General features: G+C 41.7%; 14 protein-coding genes. 13 read left to right on the top strand and 1 reads right to left on the bottom strand.

Annotation, left to right across the window (positions count from 1 at the left end; all coding sequences use genetic code 11):
• Positions 1-134 precede the first annotated feature (134 nt).
• From DW019_RS11585 to DW019_RS11565, 5 genes are all read left to right on the top strand, one after another.
• Complete coding sequence (locus DW019_RS11585) at positions 135-2765, top strand: TetM/TetW/TetO/TetS family tetracycline resistance ribosomal protection protein (protein ID WP_118443491.1); 2631 nt, start codon at positions 135-137, stop codon at positions 2763-2765.
• 18 nt (positions 2766-2783) lie between these two features.
• A complete protein-coding gene (gene trxA / locus DW019_RS11580; RefSeq protein ID WP_022377098.1) occupies positions 2784-3089 on the top strand; it encodes a thioredoxin in 306 nt (101 codons plus the stop codon).
• A gap of 25 nt (positions 3090-3114) precedes the next feature.
• Complete coding sequence (locus DW019_RS11575; RefSeq protein ID WP_117479151.1) at positions 3115-5166, top strand: leucine-rich repeat protein; 2052 nt, start codon at positions 3115-3117, stop codon at positions 5164-5166.
• Positions 5167-5264: 98 nt separating this feature from the next.
• Positions 5265-6944: an Ig-like domain-containing protein gene (locus DW019_RS11570; protein ID WP_118443490.1), complete on the top strand. Its 1680-nt coding sequence runs from the start codon at positions 5265-5267 to the stop codon at positions 6942-6944.
• Between the two features lie 24 nt (positions 6945-6968).
• Positions 6969-9233, top strand: a complete 2265-nt coding sequence (locus DW019_RS11565; protein ID WP_118443488.1) for a glycogen/starch/alpha-glucan phosphorylase — start codon at positions 6969-6971, stop codon at positions 9231-9233.
• Here DW019_RS11565 and DW019_RS11560 read toward each other — a convergent pair.
• Entirely contained in the window at positions 9216-10115 is a 900-nt protein-coding gene (locus tag DW019_RS11560) for a S8 family peptidase (protein ID WP_118443486.1), read from the bottom strand. The two genes, DW019_RS11565 and DW019_RS11560, sit on opposite strands and share 18 nt — an antisense overlap.
• 181 nt (positions 10116-10296) lie before the next feature.
• Between DW019_RS11560 and DW019_RS11555 the strand changes: the two genes are divergently transcribed.
• The 8 genes from DW019_RS11555 to DW019_RS11520 all read left to right on the top strand — a co-directional run bounded on the left by DW019_RS11555 (position 10297) and on the right by DW019_RS11520 (position 23705).
• Positions 10297-12375: an efflux RND transporter permease subunit gene (locus DW019_RS11555; protein WP_117479147.1), complete on the top strand. Its 2079-nt coding sequence runs from the start codon at positions 10297-10299 to the stop codon at positions 12373-12375.
• A gap of 18 nt (positions 12376-12393) precedes the next feature.
• Positions 12394-14385, top strand: a complete 1992-nt coding sequence (locus DW019_RS11550) for a hypothetical protein (protein ID WP_182431120.1) — start codon at positions 12394-12396, stop codon at positions 14383-14385.
• A gap of 10 nt (positions 14386-14395) precedes the next feature.
• Positions 14396-14998: a TetR/AcrR family transcriptional regulator gene (locus tag DW019_RS11545; RefSeq protein WP_022377105.1), complete on the top strand. Its 603-nt coding sequence runs from the start codon at positions 14396-14398 to the stop codon at positions 14996-14998.
• Between the two features lie 156 nt (positions 14999-15154).
• Entirely contained in the window at positions 15155-17479 is a 2325-nt protein-coding gene (locus tag DW019_RS11540) for an ABC transporter transmembrane domain-containing protein (protein ID WP_022377106.1), read from the top strand.
• Positions 17476-18018, top strand: coding sequence for a DUF1854 domain-containing protein (locus DW019_RS11535; protein ID WP_022377107.1), 543 nt, complete (start codon positions 17476-17478; stop codon positions 18016-18018). Before DW019_RS11540 ends, DW019_RS11535 begins: the two co-directional genes overlap by 4 nt.
• Positions 18019-18041: 23 nt before the next feature.
• Positions 18042-20261 carry an ABC transporter ATP-binding protein gene (locus DW019_RS11530; RefSeq protein WP_117479143.1) on the top strand — a complete coding sequence of 740 codons (2220 nt, stop codon included), beginning with the start codon at positions 18042-18044 and terminating at the stop codon, positions 20259-20261.
• Positions 20245-21969, top strand: coding sequence for an ABC transporter ATP-binding protein (locus DW019_RS11525; protein WP_022377109.1), 1725 nt, complete (start codon positions 20245-20247; stop codon positions 21967-21969). The genes DW019_RS11530 and DW019_RS11525 overlap by 17 nt, the downstream gene beginning before the upstream one ends.
• Positions 21970-21971: 2 nt before the next feature.
• Complete coding sequence (locus DW019_RS11520) at positions 21972-23705, top strand: ABC transporter ATP-binding protein (protein WP_118443482.1); 1734 nt, start codon at positions 21972-21974, stop codon at positions 23703-23705.
• Positions 23706-23755 lie beyond the last annotated feature (50 nt).

Raw genomic sequence — 23755 nt, 5'->3', positions numbered from 1 at the left:
TTCCCATGAAACACGGAACCTGAAAAAAGTGCCAATGATTACTTGACACAAACACTACTCAACAAAAATATCGACCTTCCCCCCTTTTTATGTTATAATAACTCATTATGACTTAGGAAGGGGGCTTTTTGCATATGAACAAAGACAAGAAAAATGTTTGTATCGGGTTGTTAGCACATGTGGACGCAGGAAAAACAACGTTGTCAGAAGCCCTTTTGTATCAGGCGGGAGTGTTGAAAAATCCGGGACGTGTGGACAAGGGGGATGCCTACTTAGATACATTTGCGATGGAAAAAGAGAGAGGAATCACGATTTTTTCCAAGCAGGCAGTTTTTTCGTGGGAGGATATGCAGGTGACGTTGTTGGATACGCCGGGGCATATTGATTTTTCAGCGGAGATGGAGAGGACATTACAGGTTCTTGATTATGCCGTGTTAGTAATTAGCGGACCGGATGGGGTGCAGGGGCACACACAGACACTGTGGAAACTTTTGGAAAAATATCAGATTCCGGTTTTTATTTTTGTAAATAAAATGGATCAGCCGGGAACGGAAAAAGAATTTATTTTAGGAGAACTTCAGGCAAAACTAAATTCTTCGGTGACAGATTTTTCAGATTTACAAAGTGAAGAATTTTATGAGCAGGTTTCTCTTTGCGAAGAAGAAATGCTGAATCAGTATTTAGAACAGGGAGAAGTGGAAGTTTCGCAGATCGCAGAAAAAATCAGCGAGAGAAAGATTTTCCCGTGTGTGTTTGGGTCGGCACTGCGGATGGAAGGCGTTAAGCATTTACTGGAGGTAATGCAGACACTCCTTTTGGAGCCATCTTACGATGAGGTGTTTGGGGCAAAAGTGTTTAAAATAATGCGTGATGATAAGGGAGCCAGACTCACTTATGTTAAAGTGACCGGAGGGCAGTTAAAACCTCGTATGGAACTGTCCGATAAAAAGGGTGAGTGGACAGAAAAAATTAATCAAATCCGTGTGTACTCCGGAAGCCGTTTTGAGACTGTGGCACAAGCAGTTCCGGGTATGATTTGTGCGCTGACGGGGCTCACAAAGACGTATCCCGGGGAGGGACTTGGTGCAGAGTTTGACAGCGGTGCACCGGTATTGGAGCCGGTACTGACTTACCGCATTTTATTTCCGGATGGAGAAGAACCGGCAAAAATGCTTCCAAAACTTCGTGAGATTGAGGAAGAGGAACCGGCACTTCACATTGTCTGGAATGAAGAATTACAGGAAATTCATGCGCAGGTGATGGGAGAAGTGCAGATTGAAATTATTAAGCGGTGGATTTTGGAGCGGTATGGTGTTTCTGTTACATTTGGAACCGGCAACATTGTTTACAAAGAGACGATTTGCGAGCCGGTCGAGGGTGTCGGTCATTATGAGCCATTACGGCACTATGCGGAAGTTCACTTGTGGATGGAGCCGCTTGCCGTGGGGAGCGGTGTTCAGATTTCGACAGACTGCAGTGAAGATAAGCTGGACAAAAACTGGCAGCGGCTGATTTTGACGCATTTGGCAGAAAAAGAACACAAAGGTGTGCTTACGGGAGCCGGACTTACCGATGTAAAACTTACATTAATTGCCGGCAGAGCGCATAATAAACATACCGAGGGCGGAGATTTCCGTGAGGCGACTTATCGTGCCGTGCGCCAGGGACTGATGCAGACGAAATCGGTTTTGTTAGAGCCGTATTATGAATACCGACTTATCGTGCCGGAAACGTCAATTGGACGGGCAATGACAGATATTGAGCGCATGGCGGGAAGCTTTACCCTGCAGCAGAATTTACCGCAGACAAATGGCGAAGGGGCACAACCGATGGCAGTTCTTACCGGAGAAGCTCCTGTCAGTACCATGCGGGATTATACGCAGGAAGTCACTGCCTACACAAAAGGACATGGACAGTTGTTCTGCTCGCTTTTAGGATATCGTCCATGCCACAATGCAGATGAAGTAATTGCCGCAAAACAGTACGATGCCGACCATGATGTGAAAAATCCAAGTGGTTCGGTATTCTGTGCACATGGTGCCGGATTTTTTGTTCCATGGAATCAGGTGTTTGACTATATGCATATTGACACGTCAAAACGGGCAAACAGAGATTCTTCTGAAATGGAAAATGACGTGACAGAGAAAAAAGAGACGAAAAAGCAGGGAGAGGAATGGCTGGATGTGTCGGAGATTGATTCCATTTTGGAAAGAAGTTCTTTTGCCAATCGTAAGCAGGGGGTTGTTTCACACAAAGGAATTTCTGCAAAGCGGGTAAGTTCTGTCAAAGAAAAGCCGGTTGGTTTGTCAAAGCCAAGAAAAAAACAGATGCCGGATGTTAATTACCTGCTGGTTGATGGGTATAATATTATCTTTGCATGGGAAGAATTGAAAGTGCTGGCGCAAACCGACATTGCGGCGGCAAGAGGAAAACTGATGGATATCCTGTGTAATTATCAGGGTTTTCATAAATGTGAGTTGATTTTAGTGTTTGATGCGTACCGTGTGGCAAACCACAAAACAGAAATTTTGGATTATCATAACATTCATGTGGTATACACAAAAGAGGCGGAAACCGCAGACCAGTACATTGAAAAGTTTGCTCACGAAAATGGTAAAAAATATCGTATCACCGTTGCGACATCCGATGGGTTGGAGCAGATTATCATTCGCGGAGCCGGGTGCAGGCTTTTGTCTGCCAGAGATTTTGAATCGGATGTGAAACGCTCGGAGCAGGCGATACGGGAAATTTTAAAAGAACAATAAGAATTGGAGGAATGACAAATGGCAGCAATTGAAATAACGAAGGAAAATTATGAAGCAGAAGTATTACAGTCGGACAAACCGGTACTGTTAGATTTTTGGGCATCCTGGTGTGGACCATGCCAGATGGTATCACCGGTAATTGAGCAGATTGGTGAGGAAAATGATTCGATCCGCGTCGGTAAAGTGAATGTGGATGAACAGGGTGAACTTACGATGCAGTTTCGTGTCGTGTCGATTCCGACATTGGTTGTTATGAAGGGTGGAGAAGAGGTAAACCGAATTGTTGGGGCTGCCTCGAAAAGCGAAATTTTAGCAATGCTGTAAAAGCAAAAGAAGGGGGAGTAAAAAAATGACAGCGAAAAAGAAACGATTGCTTTTCATGGTGCTTGGCGTCTGTTTGTGTGCACTTATTGCGGTGTTGATAGGGGAGGGGGCAATATCAGATAATAAAAAAGAATACGCAGAAAGATGCAGTGAATTCGCTGGGATTTGGACAGATAAGGATAAGACGATATCTCTTGAGATACAGCGGGTGACAAGTGAGGCTATTTTCTTTTCTTTAGATGAAAAAAACAATCGACTGTTTTCTGGAAGAGCAGTTGGGAATGAAACCTATGAATTCACTTATAATTCGACGGGGAACATGTATCGGATGTCAATCCGGCCGGGAACGGAAAATAAGCTGACAATTCAGTTGTTAGACAAAAAGGTCAGATTAAATTTCCCGGGTGGAGGAATGAAAAAACAGAAACCGCCAAGATTTAATGGCATGCTGACGAAAAAAACGTCATTGGTGAATCAAAAGGCTTATTCACTTTCCGGTTATTTGGGAACAAAAAAGGAGCCAGCGAGAGCATTGAATCGGTATTGCTCGTTTAGCCGGTTAGAGGATGGCACGATATGGCGGGTGCATACGCTGCTCGACGAAACAGGGGAATATTTTAAAACGAATATATTGGGAATTACCATGAATTCAACATTGTCTGAGTGTAAGAGGGCACTTGGAAAGATGATATCTGAGCAGGCACTTGTCTGGAAAGGAATGCGGAGGCAGTATGAAAATGACAAGTATGTCAGCACCATTGTAACCAATGAATTTGGTGTTATAATAGAAATGGATTGTCAGCTTAAGAACCTGCCCGGGGCAAAGAGAGAAGGGGAATTTATTCTGAAAGGAAATACTTTGTACCGGTTTGCCGGGGATTATACTGGCGGAATAAAAATTACGATACCGGCAAAATGTAACCGGATTTCTTCGCATGCTTTTGATGCAGGAGAATATGGGTATTCACTCAATGAAAAGCGGAAATATACAAGGAACATTACGATTCCCAAAAAAGTATTTGTTGAAGAGGATGCGTTTGCAAATTGTGGTTCTCTTACGATAACGATTGCAGAGGGAACGACGAAAATAACGAAAAAAGCGTTTGCCCATATGGTTTCAGAAGAGTCCATGATGAAAAAAGTTAAGTGGGTAGAGGTAAATCTGCCTTCTTCCCTTGAAGTGGTGGAAGAGGGAGCGTTTGCTTTGGGAGAGTCCACAGACAAACTGCGCAGATTCTGGCAGATATATTCCTGGGATTCTGAGAGAATACCGGTACGTATAAATACCTTAAAGATAATGAGAGAATTTACACTTACATATATAGGAGATAATGCGTTTTGGGGAATTGATATGGATGGACTTCCACCAGGACTAACCTATCTGGGGACTAATTATACGGTTCAGCTGTATAGTTCGGGTTATGATTCCGATAGTAAGCTTGCGCTGCCCGTCTCGTTGAAAAAACTAAAATCTCATACCATTTATCTGTTGGATACTTTGGATAAACTGTATCTGCCAGATGATTTGGAGATTTTAGAGGATGATGCAATTTTTGGAGGCAGTGTACAGCAATTTGTATATAAAAGTGGATTAAATAAATTCAAACAGGAAAAAACATTTGGACAGTGGATTCGTTCCAAAGATGGCAGTGTCCTTTGCACAACAAATGTGATACAATATAATTCGAGATTAAAAAAGATGGAGATGGCATCGGGTGATTTTGAAAAACTACCTAATGAATATTACGAGAAATATAAAAAGAATTGTATTGTAGTGAAAGTGCCGGAAGGTGTTAAGGAAATTTGGGGAATGGCAAACCTTTCAACTTATGAGAAGGTAATTCTTCCGAAATCGTTAAAGAAGGTTAATGTTGAAGGAATTTTCTCAGATTTAACCGGACGAGTAGTGTTTCTTGGCGATAAAGTTCCGGAATTTACAGGAGAATGCGATATAAACCTGGGTGATGAGTTTGAAATCCGTGTAAAAAAGGGACTAGAGCGAAAGATGCTTCGGGCATTAAAAAAACATTTTTTAATGTCAAGTGATACGCTGAAAAGATATATTACAACTTTTTGACAAAACAAAGAATTAAACTATAATAGAATGTTGGGGGATAATCAAATTTTGAATTTTAGACCCTGGGCAGTATAAGATAGAATGGAGGAAAAAAAGAAATGAAACAATTGGTAAAGGGAATTGTCTTTGCGGCAGCAGCACTTATGCTTATGCAGGCACCGCAGGCACAGGCAAAGGTAAAAGTAAAAAAGGTAACGGTAAAGAGTAATTATGGAAGTAGTGTCCATGTTGCGGTTGGAAAAAAAGTGAAACTTACAACGACTGTGAAAGTATCACCGAATAAGTCGGCAAATAAAAAAGTTTCCTATAAATCTTCCAATAAAAAGATTGCAACGGTTTCATCATCAGGATATGTGAAAGGAATCAAAACCGGAAAATGTAAAATTACCGTGACATCCAAAAAGAATAAAAAGAAGAAAGCAAAAATTACGGTAACGGTCGTAAAGAAAGTAACATCCGTTGCGATTGAAAAGCCGAAAAATCAGTTATATGTAGGAAACAGTCTGACTCTGAAAGCGACTGTAAAACCGGCAAGTGGAAGCTATAAAAAGGTAACTTGGTCATCTTCGGACAAAAAGATTGCGACAGTTACAAAAGCCGGTGTGGTAAAAGGAATCAAAGCGGGAAACGTCACAATCAAAGCAACTTCTGTGGAGGGAAGTAAAAAAACAGCAAGTTTGAAAATGACTGTGATGGCAACCAACAGTGTCGGCATTGCCTCTGTGGAGGTGCTTAGCAACGATGTTGTCCGGGTATCTCTGGATAAAGCGAAGGCATTGACAAACAAACAATTTAAAATAGAAGGAAAGCGCTATTCTTATGGAACATATAACCGCACCTATTCCGTGGCAAGTATTCGTAACTATGATAATCGTACCTATGATATTAAGCTGACGGATGATTATAATGTAGAAAAAGATTCCTATGTCCGTGTCACAATCTCGGATTTGCCGGGTAATGGCGTAAAAACAATGGAAGCACAGGCGTTGTTTACCAAATTAAGCGAGCCAAAAGAAGAAAAATGGCTTGGCGTCGTTGGCGATGAGTGGAACAAAACAGTGGATTTAAGCGAGTACGGCTGTGGAAATCTTTCCTATCAGATTACGGGTGAGATTCCGGGAATTACCCGTAAAATTAAAAATAATGAAATCACATTTTCCGGGACATTGACAACTGTGACCGTGGGAACGGATATTACCATTAAGGCAACCGATGAAATGGGTACGAAGTTCACAAAAGTGATTCATGTGTATATTGGAAACGAATCTGCTATCGTGGCGAAAGCAGAGGATATGACGGTTGTGACCGGTACCCAGTTAGATGCAGTTCCATTTCTTGAGGTTCTTGGCGGCAGCGGTTCTTACAGCTATTCTGCAATTTCTCTGCCGGCAGGTTTGAAGATGGATGCGGAAACAGGAACGCTTAGTGGTAAAGTGTCCGGTGTTGGCGAATACCGTGTGCAGATTACGGTAAGTGATGAGAAAAATACAAACCGCATGGTTGAAACTTCTGCTCTTATCCGGGTGGTTGACCAAAGAAGAGTTGCCGGTCTTGTAGTAGATGAGAAAGGAGCGCCGGTAAAAGGTGTTTCTATCGTCTGCGAGAATTTGACAGATGGCAGCATTTTTACTTCGACAACGGATGAAAAAGGAAATTATGTTGTAAATGTCGGCGAGGGAACCTATCAGATTACAGCTTCACTCGGCGAAAGAAAAGATGCCGTATACCGGTTTACAATTGGCTCCGGCGGAAGAGAGCTTAATTTTACATTACAATAAATTGTAGTAGAAAGGAATTATTTTATGCTTGCAAAAATCGTAAGAGAATGTTATGGCAAAGAAATCAGTGAATGCGGGAAGGAAGAACTTTATCATGCTCTGCTTACGCTGGTGCAGAAAAAGGCAGGGGAAAAGGAAGAGAATACAGGAAAGAAGAAACTGTATTACATATCAGCAGAGTTTTTGATTGGAAAACTGCTAAGTAATAACCTGATTAACCTTGGGATTTATGAGGAAGTAAAAAAAGAACTTTCCGATGCCGGTAAAAATCTTACAGATTTAGAGGAATACGAGCCGGAACCATCACTTGGCAACGGTGGTTTAGGAAGACTGGCAGCCTGCTTTTTAGATTCCATTGCGACGCTTTCTCTGCCGGGTGATGGTGTCGGATTAAATTATCACTACGGTCTGTTCCGTCAGGAATTTAAGAACAGAAAACAGATGGAAGAGCCAAATCCATGGATGAATAAGGACAGCTGGCTGATTCGCAGTGACAAATCTTTTACGGTTTCTTTTGGCGGTTTCGATGTGAAAGCATCGTTGTATGATATTTTGGTGACCGGCTACGAGAGCCGGACGAACCGCCTTCACTTGTTTGATTTGGATTCTGTGGATGAAACGATTGTTCATGATGGAATTGAATTTGACAAGGAAGATATACGAAAAAATCTGACCTTATTTTTGTATCCGGATGATTCTGATGACAAAGGCCGTCTTTTGCGCGTGTACCAGCAGTATTTTATGGTAAGCTGCGGTGCACAGCTGATTCTTTCTGAAGCAAAGGATAGAGGCTGTAATCTGCATGACCTTGCAGATTATGCGGCAATTCAGATTAATGACACGCATCCATCCATGGTGATTCCGGAACTGATTCGTCTTTTGACAAAGGAGGGAATCCCGTTTGATGAAGCAGCAGAAATTGTAACAGATACCTGCGCCTACACGAATCATACGATTTTGGCAGAGGCACTGGAAAAATGGCCAATGTCGTTTATTGATGAAGTGGCACCGGCAATTGTTCCGATTATTCAGAAATTAAATGAGAAAATAAACGCACAGTATCACGATGAAAAAGTAGCAATTATTGATGGTGAAAATCGTGTTCATATGGCACATATGGATATTCATTTTTCACACAGTGTCAACGGCGTTGCTTATCTTCATACGGAAATTTTGAAAAATACGGAACTGCATAATTTTTATACCTTGTATCCGGAAAAATTCAATAACAAAACTAACGGTATTACATTCCGCCGCTGGCTGCTTCATGCAAATCCACTGCTTTCTTCCTTCTTATCGGAAACGATTGGAGATGGATATAAGAAAGATGCGGAAAAATTAAATGCACTTTTGGATTACCGTGATGACAAAGCAGTTTGCCGGAGATTATTAGAAATTAAAGATGCAAATAAAAAAGCACTTGCTTCTTATTTGAAACAGACACAGGGAATCAAATTGTTAGACAATGCGATTTATGATATCCAGATTAAGAGACTGCATGAGTACAAGAGACAGCAGTTAAATGCGTTGTATGCAATTCACAAATATTTGGAAATTAAGGCAGGTAAGATTCCAAAGCGTCCGATTGTTCTTTTATTTGGCGCAAAGGCAGCACCGGCGTACGTCATTGCCAAAGATATTATTCATTTGATATTGTGCTTGCAGCGTCTGATTGAAAAAGACCGTAAGGTGAGAAAACATCTGCAGGTTGTTATGGTAGAAAACTACAACGTCACAAAGGCTGAAAAACTGATTCCGGCATGTGATATTTCGGAGCAGATTTCGCTTGCCTCGAAAGAAGCAAGTGGTACCGGCAACATGAAGTTTATGTTAAATGGTGCAATTACTTTGGGAACCGAGGATGGTGCCAATGTGGAAATTCATGAGCTTGTCGGCGATGATAATATTTATGTTTTCGGAGAGGACAGTGATACGGTAATTGCCCGCTATGAGCGTGGAGATTACTGCTCAAAAGATTATTATGAAAAAGATTCGGAGTTAAAAGAAGCCGTTGATTTTATTGTCAGCAAGAAAATGCAGAAACTTGGTGACAAGACGATGCTTACAAGACTTTATAACGAGTTATTGAATAAAGACTGGTTTATGACATTCCCAGATTACAGAGCGTATGTGGCAGCCAAAGAAAAAGCCTATGCGGATTATGAAAACAGGGAAGAATGGGCAAAGAAAATGCTTGTCAACATTTCAAAAGCAGGTTTCTTTTCCTCTGACCGCACGATTTCGCAATACAATGATGAAATCTGGCACCTGTCAGAAGGTACTAAGTAAGGAAGGAATACTTAAATAACCCCATCCCTGGCGTGTGTGGGGGAGAGCAAGATCCGTGCTGGAGTTTTTCAGCCGGATTTTTGTCTCTCTTGGGCTCATGGAAGGATATTTACTTAAAAGCAGGGCAATGGCACCGCTCACAATTGGTGTGGACATGGAGGTGCCGCTTTTCTTTGAGTAGAAAGAGCCGTTTGTTTTGTCGGGAGGGCAGCAACTGATAATATGAGAACCGGGCGCAACGACGTCCGGTTTTTTGATGCAGGAAAACGTAGGACCTGCGCCGGAGTGAGAGGAAGGAATTACATCGGTTCTTTCGGCAAAATCATACGAGCCAACGGTGATAATTTTTCGGGAGTTTCCGGGTGCACTAATAGTCTGTGGGTCAGGTCCCTGATTACCGGCCGCAGCAACCACGATAATACCGGCATCCCAAAGCTGATTAACTTTGCGGACAAAAGCACTGTCTTCGGGATAGGCATGTCGGTCATTGGTGCCAATGGAAATATTTACAATGCGGATTTTTAAGCACTCCTGATTTTTAAGAATCCACTGAAGCCCATTCATGATGTCATGAATGGTGCCGTTGCCCTTACTGTTTAACACTTTAACCCCAATTAGATTTGCCTGCGGTGCGATGCCTTTGTATTTTCCATGAGAAAAGGTTCCTGCTCCGGCGGCAATCCCTGCAACGTGGCTTCCGTGGCCGTTGTCGTCATAAGGCGCAGGCTTTTGATAGAGAGCATCGTACCATCCGGTGATGCGTGAGCGGTAATCCGGATGCGGAAAAAGCCCGGTGTCAACAATCGCAACCCCGATGCCCTTTCCTAAAATTCCTTGTTTATGCACTGCTTCTGAAAAAACCGCTTTACGAACTCGATTCATCTGCTGACTTCCCCCGTAACTGTATATTGGTAATATATGCATTTTGTGACGAATCGTGTCAATTCAAAAATTTTTCAAATTAATGGTTGACCGTTGGTCATTTTTGTGTTACACTGCATATAGTTAAAGTGACTGATGGTCATTTTTGAAATTATTTATCAAAAAGTAGGAGGCGTGCACGATGGTAATTAAGTTTGGTAAATGGCTTACCAGACACAAAGCAGTTGTCCTGATTATCGCATTTTTATTGTTAATCCCTGCGACAATTGGTTATGTGTCAACGCGAATTAACTATGACTTGTTAAGTTATCTTCCGAATTCCCTTGAGACAGTATCCGGACAGGATACGATGGTAGATGAATTCGGGATGGGAGCCTTTTCCATGATTGTCGTAGAAGACATGGAGAAGAAGGACATTGTGGCTCTCAAAGAAAAATTAAAAAAAGTGAATCATGTGGAGGACGTTATCTGGTATGATGACGCAATGGATATTACAGTTCCGACAGAGATGCTCCCGGATAAACTTAGAGAGGGCTTGTTTAATGGGAACGCAACGATGATGATTGCCCTGTTTGACAATACAACATCGGCAGATTCAACGATGGATGCGATTACCGAAATGCGTGGTATTGTAAAGAAACAGGCATTTATCAGTGGTATGAGCGGTGTCGTTACCGATATTAAAAATCTGGCGATGGCAGAGATGCCGATTTATGTTGTTGTAGCAGCGGTGCTTTCGCTTCTCATTTTGTTACTGACGATGGATTCCCTGGTAACACCATTTATCTTTTTGCTTGGTATCGGTATGGCGATTGTCTATAACATGGGAACGAATATGGTATTTGGAGAAATTTCCTATATTACTCAGGCGCTGACAGCGATTTTACAGCTTGGTGTAACGATGGATTATTCCATTTTCCTTTTGGAAAGTTATGAAGCCAATAAAGTCAGGTATGACGGGGATAAAAACCGTGCAATGGCACATGCGATTTCCAATACATTTACTTCCGTTACCAGTAGTTCGGTAACAACGATTGCCGGATTCGCCGCACTTTGCTTCATGACCTTTAAGTTAGGTATGGACTTAGGTCTTGTTATGGCAAAAGGTGTTATCATCGGCGTTATCGTATGTCTGACTGTTTTGCCGGCATTGATTCTCTGCTTTGATAAAGCAATCGACAAAACTACCCATAAGAATCTAATTCCAAATCTGGATGGTTTATCGAAAAAGATTGTAAAGGGATGGCCGGTTGTCTTAGTATTATTTTTAGTTTTACTGGGACCTGCGATGTACGGAAACAGCAATTACGAAATTTACTATGATATTGCGGGGGCACTTCCACAGTCACTGGATTCTGCCGTTGCAAATAAAAAACTCGAAGAGAAATTTAATATGAACAGCACCCATATCGTATTGATGAAAAATGGTATGGCATCCAAAGAAAAGAGTGAAATGTTAAAGAAAATTGAGGATGTGAAAGGTGTTAAATGGGCACTCGGAATTGATTCCTTTAAGGGGGTCAGCATTCCAAGCAGTATGATTCCGAAGAAATTGGAATCTAAACTAAAGAGTGATAACTATGAGATTGCCTTTGTCTGCTCCGACTATAAAGCAGCAACAGACGAGGTAAATTCACAGATTGCTGATATAAATAAGATTGTTAAGAAATACAGCAAAGATTCGATGGTAATTGGTGAGGCACCATTGACGAAGGATTTGCAGGATGTAACCGATATCGACTTAGTAAATGTAAACTATGTTTCGGTTGCTGCGATATTCCTTATAATTCTCATTACCTTTAAGTCCATTTTGATTCCGGTCATTTTGGTTATGGTAATTGAGTTTGCGATATTCTTAAATATGTCAGTGCCATTTTATACACACGAGTCGCTGCCGTTTGTGGCAAGTATCGTAATCGGTACGATTCAGCTCGGTGCGACTGTGGATTACGCAATTTTGATGACGAGCCGTTATCATAAAGAGCGTGTGGTACGAAGAAAGAGTAAGAAGGAAGCAATCGATATTGCACATAAAACTTCAATTAAGTCCATTATGATAAGTGGTATGTGTTTGTTTGCTTCAACATTTGGCGTAACAATGTCGTCAAGTATTGATATGATTAAGTCAATTTGTACGTTGTTGTCCCGTGGGGCAGTGATTAGTACAATCGTTGTTATTCTTGTTCTGCCGGCGATGCTGACAGTGTTTGATAAATGGATTTGCAAGACCACATGGGATATGCGGAAAATCGATTATTAGTTTGGAGGGACGATGACTATGAATAAGAAATTGAAAAAAACTTTACAATGTACAATGTGTGCTGTGCTTAGTCTTGGCATGGTAGTGTGCAACAGCTCCTTTGTAGAAGCGAAAAAAATCAAAAAACAGGAATCTGTTTATGTCAACGCGGCAGCAGATGGTTCAGTATCCAAGATTACTGTATCGGACTGGCTGAAGGGTGCAAATGAAACAACCGGAACCATTAATGATATTTCCGATTTGAAAAACATCTCAAATGTCAAAGGAGATGAGACATTCAAACAGAATGGTAAGGACGTTGACTGGAGCGGCGCCGGAAAAGATATTTATTATCAGGGTGAATCGGATGAAAAACTTCCGGTTGATATGAAGATTACTTACAAATTGGATGGTAAAGAAATTGCAGCCAAAGATATGCTTGGCAAGAGTGGAAAAGTGGAAATCCATGTTGCCTATACGAATAAGTCCAGCCGGAAGAAAAAAATTGATGGTAAAGAAACAACAATTTATACACCATTTGTTATGGTGACCGCAATGGTTCTTTCTTCTGACCATTTTGAAAATGTCGAAGTGGATAATGCAAGAGTAGTCAATGATGGTGATAATCAGATGATTATCGGCATGGGTGTTCCGGGAATGGCTGAGAACTTAGATTTGAGTGATGATATGGCAGATAAAATCCCTTCGGATTTTACGGTAACTGCTGATACAAAAGATTTTACAATTGGTAATACATTTACCTACGGAAGTGCCAGTCTTTTGAATGATTTGGATTTAGACGATGTGGATGAGTTAGATGATTTGGAAGAAAAACTGAATGATTTGACCGATGCTTCTGACAAATTAGTTGATGGCTCTGATGATTTGTCTGATAATTTGAAATTGTTTGACAGCAAAATGGGCGAGCTTAACACTTCTGTGAAGAAATTCCAGAAAGAGGGCGTAAACCAGTTGGCAAATGGAATCAGCACACTGGCAAAAGGTGCTCCGACATTAGTAAAAGGCGTTACCGATTATGCAAATGGTGTAACAACATTTGCGAAAGGAACCGCAAGTTATGTAGATGGTGCAGCAAAAATTACAAATGGATGTGCCTTACTTTACAAATCCGTAAAGGATATTCCAACTCAGATTCAGAGTTTTGATACCGGACTGAAGACCTACACCGGCAGTGTCGACAAACTTGGTTCAAAACAGAATGTTACGGCATTGAAATCCGGAGCAAAAGCGGTTAGTGATGGTGTGACATCGTTAAATACCAATCTGGCAAGTTTAGAAAAAACGTATGAGACTACGGATTTACTGTTAAAGAAATTGAAAGCGACCGGTGCAGATGCAACAACAGTTGCAACGTTAGAGCAGGTACTTGCCGGACAGAAACAGGCAATTCAGGCAATGAAACAGGCAACTTCCACAACCGGTGATTTAAAAGTTGGTGCTGAAAAAGTATCCGGCAGCGTAGCAACAGTAATGGACAGTTTGGATAAATTGTCTGCAAACTCCTCAACTTTGACAGAAGCTTCTACAAAATTGAAAACCAGCATGCCGACATTAGTTTCCAGCGTGAAAACACTGAAAGAGGGTGGCGATACACTGGCGAAGAACAATAAGAAGTTAAAGAGTGCGTCAAAGAAACTTGTGAAATCCGGAAAGACATTGAAAAAGAGCATTAAAACGGTAGGCAGCGGTGTGAAGAAGTTAGACAAGGGAAGCAAATCCTTAAAGAGTGCTGCCGGAAAATTGTCAACAGGTGTTGGTAAACTGGATACAGCGAGTGGTAAGCTGAAAGATGGAAGCAAGAAATTAGCCGACGGAATGAGCGAGTTTAATAAGGATGGTATTGAAAAAATCAATGACACATATGAAGATGATGTCAAAGGTTTGATTGACCGTCTGAAAGCCGTTTGTGAAGTTGGAAAAGATTATAAGAGCTTCAGTGGTATTCACGGTTCTATGAATGGTGAAGTGAAATTTGTCATTGAGACAGCAGCCATTGAAAAAGAGGACTAGGTGATTTTGTATGGGAAAATTGGATGATAAGAAAAAGCAAAAGAGAGATTCTCTGCTGATGGCAGCATTTGCTCTATTTACGCAGAAGGGAATAAATGACACATCCATTTCCGATATAGCTAAAAAGGCAAATATGGCAAAAGGAACATTTTATCTTTATTTCAAAGATAAATTTGATATCCGCGACAAATTGATTGCAGATAAGGCAAGACAGGTATTTTGCCGTGCATTAGAGGAGATGAACCGGGTGCAGCTGGATTCATTGGAAGACCATGTAATCTTTTTGATTAATTCTGTTATTAATCAATTGAACCAGAACAAAAATTTATTGAAATTTATTTCAAAAAATTTAAGCTGGGGAGTTTTTCAGAAGGCACTTTTGCTGGAGAATAATGAAGATGGTGACAGTTTTTATCAAAGATATTATTTGCTTTTGGATCAGTCAGGAAGGATGTTTCGTAATCCGGATTTGATGCTGTATATGATTGTGGAGTTTGTTAATTCAACTTGTCATAGTGTAATTTTGCAGCAACAGCCGGTGACGTTAGAAGAATTAAAACCGGAGCTTGCCGGTGTGATTTGTGATATCATTCATAGGCAGGAAATTCGATAAAAAAGTCAGACCGTGTCTGTCGGTGTTTCGTAAGCCGGCAGGCACGGTTTTATTTTGCAAAAGATACATGGTTTGTTTAGAATAATCTATTGCAAGAATTGTTTCCTTGTTTTACAATAGCCAAAAGAGTAGTTAATGAAAGCAGGGGGAATTATCATGAAGAAAAATCAACTGCCAAAGCAGGTATTAAATACGCTTTTGGCATATCAAATAAAATCCGATGATATTTTAGATGTTTGTCCGTTTGATTTATCTTTTGATTCGGAATATATCAGTGGATATTTGTTCTTGACAAGTACGAAAATCGGCGTTGCCAAGAGCCGCCATGAACAGATGACGGTTCGCTATTTCCGTGGAACGAAGACGGCAGATATGCAGTATGCAGAGGATGAAAAAGAATATATGCTGGAATGGTTTGATTTGGCGGATACTTCGCATATGAGAGTGGAAAAGCAGCTCGCGACAAATCTAGTCACAATTGATTATAAGGGCAAACCACTTTTATTAGCGGCGCTGACAAATCTGTATTTTGAACAGATGAATTTGTTTCGTAAAAGTTATAATAAGATAAAAAAATATCCAGAGGAAGCAGAAGAAGTGGAAGCGTCTGCGGATATTCAGGAGCAGAAAGCACAGTATTGTCCAAAGTGTGGAACGATGTACCCGGATCCAAAAAGAAAAATCTGTCCGAAGTGCATGAATAAACGTTCGATTTTTGGAAGAACGATGAAATATTTTCTTCAGTACCGTTTTAAGGTTATTATTATTTTTGCCTGCTATTTTCTGGCGGCCGGATTGAATCTTGTATGGCCTTATTTAAGCGGTACGGTATTGTATGATGAGATTCTGCCGGGAAAAGTTTCACAAAGTGAAATCGGGCGGTATGGTTTTGCTCTTTTGATGCTTGTGCTTGTAATGGTATTGTCAAAACTTGTACAGCAGGGCGTCCAGCTTGTACAGGGAACCTTGATGGCACAGGTGGTTGCAGCGACTGTGCGTGACATGAAGCAGGATGTATTTTCCAATATGGGAAGATTGTCACTTGGATTTTTTACAAGCAAGCAGACCGGTGGACTTATGACACGTGTGTTAAGTGATGCAAACCGTGTGACCGACTTTTTCTTAGATGGATTTCCGTACATATTTGTGCATGGCTTTACCATTCTTGCTACGTTTACGGTTATGTTCCGTTTGAATTGGCAGATGGCACTGGTAGCCTGTATTCTGCTGCCACTGTTAGTTTTTATGAGCGTGAAATTAAAGCCGAAATTGTGGAGTTTGTTTGGCAGACGCCACCGGGCAGAGCGTGCGGTAAATAACCGTGTCAATGACAATTTGACCGGTTCTCGTGTGGTAAAAGCTTTCGGACAGCAAAAGCAGGAAAAAGAGCGTTTCAAAGCGCCAAATGAGCGTCTGAAAGAGGCGGAAATACGCATTGTAAAATACAATAATAAATTTACGATTTTATATAATTTAGTGCAGGAGATTTCAAATATCTGGGTTTGGATTGTCGGTGTGATTCTGCTTCTGAATACGCATACCGTGGAACTTGGTGTTTTGATTACGTTTGTTGGCTATGTGGGGCAGTTAAACGGACCGATGAATTTCTTCTCCCGTGTATTTCAGATGTGGTCGGACAGTATCAATGCTGCCCAACGCATGTTTGAAATTATGGATGCCATTCCAGAGATTGAAGAAGTGGAAAATCCGAAGCAGATTAAAAATCCAAAGGGAGAAATTACACTTTCTCATGTGAGTTTTGGCTACGAGACAAATCATCCGGTTCTGAAAGATATCAGCCTTCATGTAAATCCCGGTGAAATGCTTGGTATTGTGGGGCGTTCTGGTGCCGGAAAAACGACGCTTGTAAATTTGATTTCGCGTCTTTATGATGTGGATGAGGGAGAAATTTATCTGGATGGTATTCCGGTAAAGGAATTAGCTTTTCATGATTTACGGAAAAATGTGGCGATGGTATCACAGGACACTTATATTTTTATGGGAACGGTGGCGGACAACATCGCTTATGCGAATCCGGAGGCGACGAGAGAAGACGTAGTGCAGGCTGCAATTTTAGCAAGTGCGCATGAATTTATCGCCAATATGCCGGATGGTTATGATACCGTGATTGGAGCATCGGGTAAAGACTTGTCGGGCGGTGAAAAACAGAGGATTTCGATTGCCAGAGCAATTTTAGCAAATCCGAAAATTTTGATTTTAGATGAAGCGACGGCAAGTGTGGATACGGAAACCGAGAAAGCAATCCAAAATTCACTTAATTATCTGGTGAAGGGAAGGACGACATTGTCCATTGCACACCGCCTTTCCACACTGCGGGACGCAAACCATTTAGTTGTAATTGATGGTGGAAAAATCGTCGAAGAGGGTACGCATAAGGAATTGGAAAAGAAACAGGGAATTTATTATAAGCTGATGGAGTTACAGACGAAATCACTGGCTTTGAAAGGGGAATCGTTATGAGTGAAAATCAAGTCATCACAAATATGGAAAATGAAGTCGAGGAAATGACGGCAATTCACTATCTGAATCAGGACAATGCTGTTTTTGAGAGAACAGAGGGCGGCTTTTTATCTCTTTCTTACGAGGGAAAGAAGTGGGACAGGATTCAGGTGATTCGTCTGTTTCCATTTACTGAGCCGGATTCTTTTCTTTCGATTCGGACGGTAGAAGAACGCTCCCATGAAATTGGGGTAATAAAAAATATCAAAGAGGTAGATAAGAAAACGAGAAAAATGCTTTTGGAGCAGTTAAATCTTCATTATTTTACCCCGATAATTCAGAAGATTCTGGATATCAAGGATGAGTATGGTTATGCCTATTTTCATGTTATGACCGACCGTGGGGAGTGTCGCTTTACGATTAACATGGGAAGTAATGCGGTGGTGCGGTTAAGTGACTGCCGTCTTCTCATCACTGATTTGGATGAAAACCGGTTTGAGATACGGGATGTATTTGCTCTTTCGCAGAAGGAACAAAGAAAACTGGATTTGTTCTTGTAGGATAGAAAGTTTGAGGTAGCAGTATGATTTTAAGATATGAACTGCCAAAAGAGGCAGAGCAGGTTATTTCGCTTACGGACAACGAACGCATTTACTATGCGGTTCCGGTCGATATTGATGATGCCGGAAATTTTTTGGAAGACTCCTATTTTATTGTCACAAACCGCAGACTTTTTGTTGTGGAAAAGGGCAGTATCAAACAGGAATACGATGTTTCCAAATGTATCGATGTAAAAGCAGAGGCAAAAATCGGTGGCGGACTTTTAGTAATCAATTTTGACGGTGTGCCAAAGCACATTGTTCATTATTCGGCGAGACATTTATCGCGTTATGCTTACATTGCCAGAGGAATCCATATTCTGGCATCCGGCAGAGAGGAAGAGGTAGTCAGTACGGAATACGAGAAAATATGTCCGAAATGCCACCATGCGATACCGGGTACGAAATATTGTCCGCACTGCTCCAAAGAGGGCGGATTCTGGAAAGGCTTTTTGAAAATGGCAGCACCGTATAAGAGAAAGTTTGCGGGGATCATTGTGTTAATGATTCTGGCTGCCGTTGTGACACTCTTGAATCCGGAAATACAAAAGCATTTGGTGGACGATGTTTTGAAACGCAGAGAGGGTGGAATTTCAACCGCTTTTATCTGCCTTGGCATCATGTTTTTGTTAAGTGTCGGAATTGTTGTGATTAACATTTTAAAAACGTATTACTGTACGGTTTTAGGCGCAACTATTTCAAAAGATTTGCGGCAGCGGATGTTTTCCCACATTCAGATTTTATCGCTGAATTTTATCAATGACAGAAGGCCGGGCGAATTGATGAACCGAATTGTTTTTGATACGGGAAAGATTCGTGAATTTATGGAGCGAACTTTCTGTAATATGTTTACGGTCTGTTTTATTTTTGCCTGTGACATTATTTTTATGGTGTTACTCAATGTAAAACTTGCACTGCTTGCGTTTGTTTTCATTCCGGCGGCAGTATTTGTGACGTATGCGTTCCGAAAGAATATTCACAGACGGTTTCATTTGCAGTTTAAGAAGAGCGATGAGGTAAACAGCAGTTTGCAGGATGTGATATCCGGTATGCGCGTGGTGAAATCCTATGGAAAAGAAGAAAATGAGCGAGATAAATTCAATATGCTTACGGATGAGTTCTGTCGTGTACAGACAAAAAATGAAGTGTTTTGGGCTGTGTTTATGCCGATGGTAAGCCTTTTGATGGGAGCTGGTGTGTTCCTTGTGATTTATTTTGGTGGATTGGATGTATTAGGCGGCAGGATGACGACCGGTGAACTGCTACAGTTTGTAACATATACACAGCTTTTATATATGTACCTAAATTGGATGACAAATATGCCGAGAGAACTGATGAATCTGATTAGCAGTATGGAAAGAATCAATGATGTTTTGACACAGGAACCTTTTATTGAGGATGTGCAAAAGCCGATTCGCCTTGATGTGGAAGGAGAAATCCGGTTTGAGCATGCCTCGTTTGGTTACAAATCGTATCAGCCGGTTTTGGAAGATTTGAATCTTACGATAAAGAAAGGGGAAATGATTGGTATTGTAGGCGCATCCGGAACCGGAAAGTCTACGATTATCAATCTGATTATGCGTCTTTATGAGGTGGATGATGGTAAATTGTTGGTCGATGGGCATAATATAAAGGAAATCCAGTCGGATTATTTTCATTCACAAATTGGTGTGGTGTTACAGGAGACATTTTTATTCTCTGGGACAATTCTTGAAAATATCCGTTTTGCCAGACCGGATGCCTCATTAGAAGAAGTGATAATGGCGGCAAAAACGGCAAATGCACATGAATTTATATCACAGACGCCGGATGGCTATAATACATATGTGGGAGAAAAAGGACACAGTTTGTCCGGTGGAGAGAGACAGCGGATTGCGATTGCAAGAGCAATTTTGAATGAACCTAGACTGTTAATTTTAGATGAAGCAACGGCAAGTCTTGACACGGAGAGTGAATTTATGATACAACAAGCATTGGAGCGTTTGACCAAGGGGCGTACTACCTTTGCGATTGCGCATCGTCTTTCGACGTTAAAACATGCAGACAGACTTGTTGTAATTGACGGACATCGTGTTGCGGAAGTGGGGTCTCATGAAGAATTGATTGCAAAGAGAGGTATTTATTATCGACTTGTAAAAGCACAGTTAGCAATGCAGGGAGACGAAAATTTACCACTAGGAGGAAAGTGTGAAGCAGTTATTTAAGTTTTTAAGTTCATACAAAAAAGAGTGTATTTTCGCCCCGTTGTTTAAATTGTTTGAGGCGACGTTAGAATTATTTGTACCGCTTGTTATGGCAGCAATTATTGACCATGGAATCGGAAGCAGAGATTATGGTTTTATTGGATGGATGGGAGGTATATTGGTTCTTTTGGCAGCGGTTGGTTTGACCGCTGCTCTTGTGGCGCAGTATTTTGCGGCGAAAGCAGCTGTGGGATTTGCCGCCGGACTGAGACAGGCGTTGTTCCGTCATATTCAGTCCTTATCGTTTGGAGATGTTGACCAGGTAGGAAGTTCTACATTGATTACCCGTTTGACAAGTGATACGAACCAGTTACAGGCAGCTGTTAATATGGCACTTCGTTTGTTTCTGCGTTCGCCGTTTGTAGTGCTCGGTGCGATGGTTATGGCGTTTACAATTGATGTCAAGGCTGCGCTTGTTTTTGTAGTTGTCATTCCATTATTATCAATCGTTATTTTCGGTGTGATGTTTGTCAGTATTCCGATGTACCGCCGTGTGCAGGAGGCACTTGATAAACTGTTAGGAAGAACCCGTGAGAATTTGTCCGGTGTCCGTGTGCAGCGTGCTTTTAATAAGCAGGAACAGGAGAAGGAAAAATTTGCGGAAGAAAATCAGGCATTAAATAAGTTCCAGATGGTAGTGGGAAGAGTTTCCGCACTTACAAACCCGATTACCTATCTGATTATCAATGTCGGAGTAATTGCGTTAATCTGGATTGGTGCGCTGAAAGTAGATGCCGGTTATTTGTCTCAGGGACAGGTAGTTGCGTTAGTTAATTATACGGCACAGATTTTGGTAGAATTAATCAAACTGGCGAACATGATTGTTATGGTAAATAAAGCGATTGCCTGTGGTGACCGTGTGCAGGAAGTCTTTGAGAGAGAACCGGGACTTTCTACGCCGAATGAGGAGACAAAGCCGGGGGATGGCGACATTGCTGTTTCATTTGAACATGTCGGTCTTGTCTATCCGGGAACCCATACGGAATCCCTTACCGATATTCATTTTTCCGTGAAAAAGGGAGAGACCGTTGGCGTTATCGGTGGTACCGGTTCCGGAAAAACATCGTTAGTTCATTTGATTCCGAGATTTTATGATATTACATCCGGTAAATTACTCGTTGATGGCGTAGAGGTTCATAAGCAGTCACTTGCCTTGTTGAGAAACCGGATTGGTGTTGTGCTTCAGAAAGCCGTTTTGTTTGAAGGAACCATCCGCTCCAACCTGCAATGGGGCAAAAAAGATGCAACGGAAGAGGAAATGTGGAAGGCGCTTGAAATTGCTCAGGCAAAAGAAGTTGTTCTTGGAAAACCGGATGGACTGGATTCGGTTGTGGAGCAGGGAGGGCGAAATTTCTCCGGCGGACAGAAACAGCGTCTGACAATTGCCAGAGCATTGGTGAGAAGACCGGAAATATTGATTATGGATGATAGTGCCTCGGCACTTGATTATGCAACGGATGCCGCTCTTAGAAAGGCAATTCGCGAAGAATTAAAAGATATGACACTTTTTATTGTTTCCCAGCGTGCGGCTTCGGTGCGAAATGCAGATAAGATTGTTGTGCTTGATGATGGCGTGATTGTAGGAATGGGAACGCATGATACGCTGATTGATTCCTGTGAGGTCTACCGGGAAATTTATGAATCCCAATACGGAAAGGGGGCAAGATAGTCATGACGCAGAAGGAAACGATAAAAAAGGTGCTGCATTATATCCGCCGCTACCGGTTTTTCCTGATTGTTTCTCTTGTACTGGCGCTGATTACGGTTGTGCTTACCCTTTACGTGCCGATTCTTACCGGACAAGCAGTGGATTTGATTGTAGGAAAAGGACAAGTTGATTTTGCCGGTGTTTATCACATTTGTGTGAAAATCGGAATTGCTATTTTGCTTACGATGGCGGCACAATGGGTGATGAATGTTGCCAATAACAAAATCACTTACAGTGTTGTGCGTGATATCCGTACGGATGCTTTTGAGAAAATTCAGATACTTCCGCTTAGTTACATTGACAGTCATTCTTATGGTGGAATTGTGAGCCGTGTTATTGCGGATGCCGACCAGTTTGCCGACGGATTGTTGATGGGATTTACCCAGTTGTTTACCGGTGTAATTACGATTTTAGGAACGCTTGGCTTTATGCTTAGTGTCAGTGTACCGATTGCATTAGTCGTTGTGGTTTTGACACCGGTATCTCTGTTTGTGGCAGCGTTTATTGCGAAAAGAACATATCAGATGTTTCGTATGCAGTCAGAGACCAGAGGGGAGCAGACGGCGCTGATTGAAGAAATGATTGGCAACCAGAAAGTAGTTCAGGCATTTGGACAGGAGAATGAAGTAGGAGACCGTTTTGATGAAATTAATGACCGTCTTTCTAAGTATTCGCTTCAGGGAACCTTTTTCTCATCCATTACCAATCCGTCCACTCGTTTTGTCAATGCGCTTGTGTATGCGGCAGTTGGTGTGTTTGGTGCTTTTTTCGCGATTCAGGGCGGTATTTCGGTTGGGCAGCTTTCCTGTTTCTTAAGTTACGCAAACCAGTATACAAAACCGTTTAACGAAATTTCAGGTGTCGTGACAGAACTTCAAAATGCGATTGCCTGTGCCGGACGAGTGCTTGAGTTGATTGAAGAAACACCGGAGATTCCGGATTCAGAAGATGCCATAAAGCTTGGCAAAGCAGATGGAAAAGTGGAAATTGAAGATGTGTATTTTTCTTATGAGCCGAATCAGAAATTGATTGAGCATTTTAATTTACAGGTAAAGCCCGGACAGCGTGTAGCAATTGTTGGTCCTACCGGCTGTGGTAAAACGACGTTAATTAATCTCTTGATGCGGTTTTATGATGTAAATTCCGGTGCAATTAAAGTAAGTGAAAAAGATATCCGGAAAGTGACGAGAGAGAGTCTTCGTGCTAATTATGGTATGGTGCTTCAGGAAACGTGGTTAAAGCAGGGAACCATCCGGGAGAATATCGTGATGGGGCGTGAGAATGCGACGGACGATGAAGTGCTAGCAGCGGCAAAGGCAAGTCACGCACACAGTTTTATTAAGAGACTTCCAAACGGTTACGATACCGTGATTGGTGAAGATGGCGGAAGTTTGTCGGCAGGACAAAAACAGTTGTTATGTATTACGAGAGTAATGCTTTGTCTGCCGCCAATGCTGATTTTGGATGAGGCAACTTCATCCATTGATACGCGCACCGAGATGAGGATTCAGAAGGCGTTTGCTACGATGATGCAGGGTAGAACGAGTTTTCTGGTGGCGCATCGTTTGTCAACCATTCAGGAAGCAGATGTGATTCTTGTGATGCGGGATGGAAAAATCGTGGAGCAGGGAAATCATGAAGAACTGTTAGCTGCAAATGGATTTTATAAGAATTTGTTTGATGCTCAGTGGAGCTAAAAGAATAAAAAAGACCTGCCGTGTGGTTTACTGCACGGCAGGTCTTTTCT

The organism is Clostridium sp. AF37-5 (genome assembly GCF_003477605.1).
Classification (GTDB): Bacteria; Bacillota; Clostridia; order Lachnospirales; family Lachnospiraceae; genus Eubacterium_F.
The sequence above is the reverse complement of the archived record's forward strand: the minus strand, read 5'-3'. Positions and strand labels throughout refer to the sequence as shown.

What these genes read in the sequence shown, in the direction of transcription:
- DW019_RS11585 (WP_118443491.1), top strand. Translation starts at nt 135, where the DNA reads ATGAACAAAGACAAGAAAAATGTTTGTATCGGGTTGTTAGCACATGTG.
- trxA (WP_022377098.1), top strand. Translation starts at nt 2,784, where the DNA reads ATGGCAGCAATTGAAATAACGAAGGAAAATTATGAAGCAGAAGTATTA.
- DW019_RS11575 (WP_117479151.1), top strand. Translation starts at nt 3,115, where the DNA reads ATGACAGCGAAAAAGAAACGATTGCTTTTCATGGTGCTTGGCGTCTGT.
- DW019_RS11570 (WP_118443490.1), top strand. Translation starts at nt 5,265, where the DNA reads ATGAAACAATTGGTAAAGGGAATTGTCTTTGCGGCAGCAGCACTTATG.
- DW019_RS11565 (WP_118443488.1), top strand. Translation starts at nt 6,969, where the DNA reads ATGCTTGCAAAAATCGTAAGAGAATGTTATGGCAAAGAAATCAGTGAA.
- DW019_RS11560 (WP_118443486.1), bottom strand. Translation starts at nt 10,115, where the DNA reads ATGAATCGAGTTCGTAAAGCGGTTTTTTCAGAAGCAGTGCATAAACAA.
- DW019_RS11555 (WP_117479147.1), top strand. Translation starts at nt 10,297, where the DNA reads ATGGTAATTAAGTTTGGTAAATGGCTTACCAGACACAAAGCAGTTGTC.
- DW019_RS11550 (WP_182431120.1), top strand. Translation starts at nt 12,394, where the DNA reads ATGAATAAGAAATTGAAAAAAACTTTACAATGTACAATGTGTGCTGTG.
- DW019_RS11545 (WP_022377105.1), top strand. Translation starts at nt 14,396, where the DNA reads ATGGGAAAATTGGATGATAAGAAAAAGCAAAAGAGAGATTCTCTGCTG.
- DW019_RS11540 (WP_022377106.1), top strand. Translation starts at nt 15,155, where the DNA reads ATGAAGAAAAATCAACTGCCAAAGCAGGTATTAAATACGCTTTTGGCA.
- DW019_RS11535 (WP_022377107.1), top strand. Translation starts at nt 17,476, where the DNA reads ATGAGTGAAAATCAAGTCATCACAAATATGGAAAATGAAGTCGAGGAA.
- DW019_RS11530 (WP_117479143.1), top strand. Translation starts at nt 18,042, where the DNA reads ATGATTTTAAGATATGAACTGCCAAAAGAGGCAGAGCAGGTTATTTCG.
- DW019_RS11520 (WP_118443482.1), top strand. Translation starts at nt 21,972, where the DNA reads ATGACGCAGAAGGAAACGATAAAAAAGGTGCTGCATTATATCCGCCGC.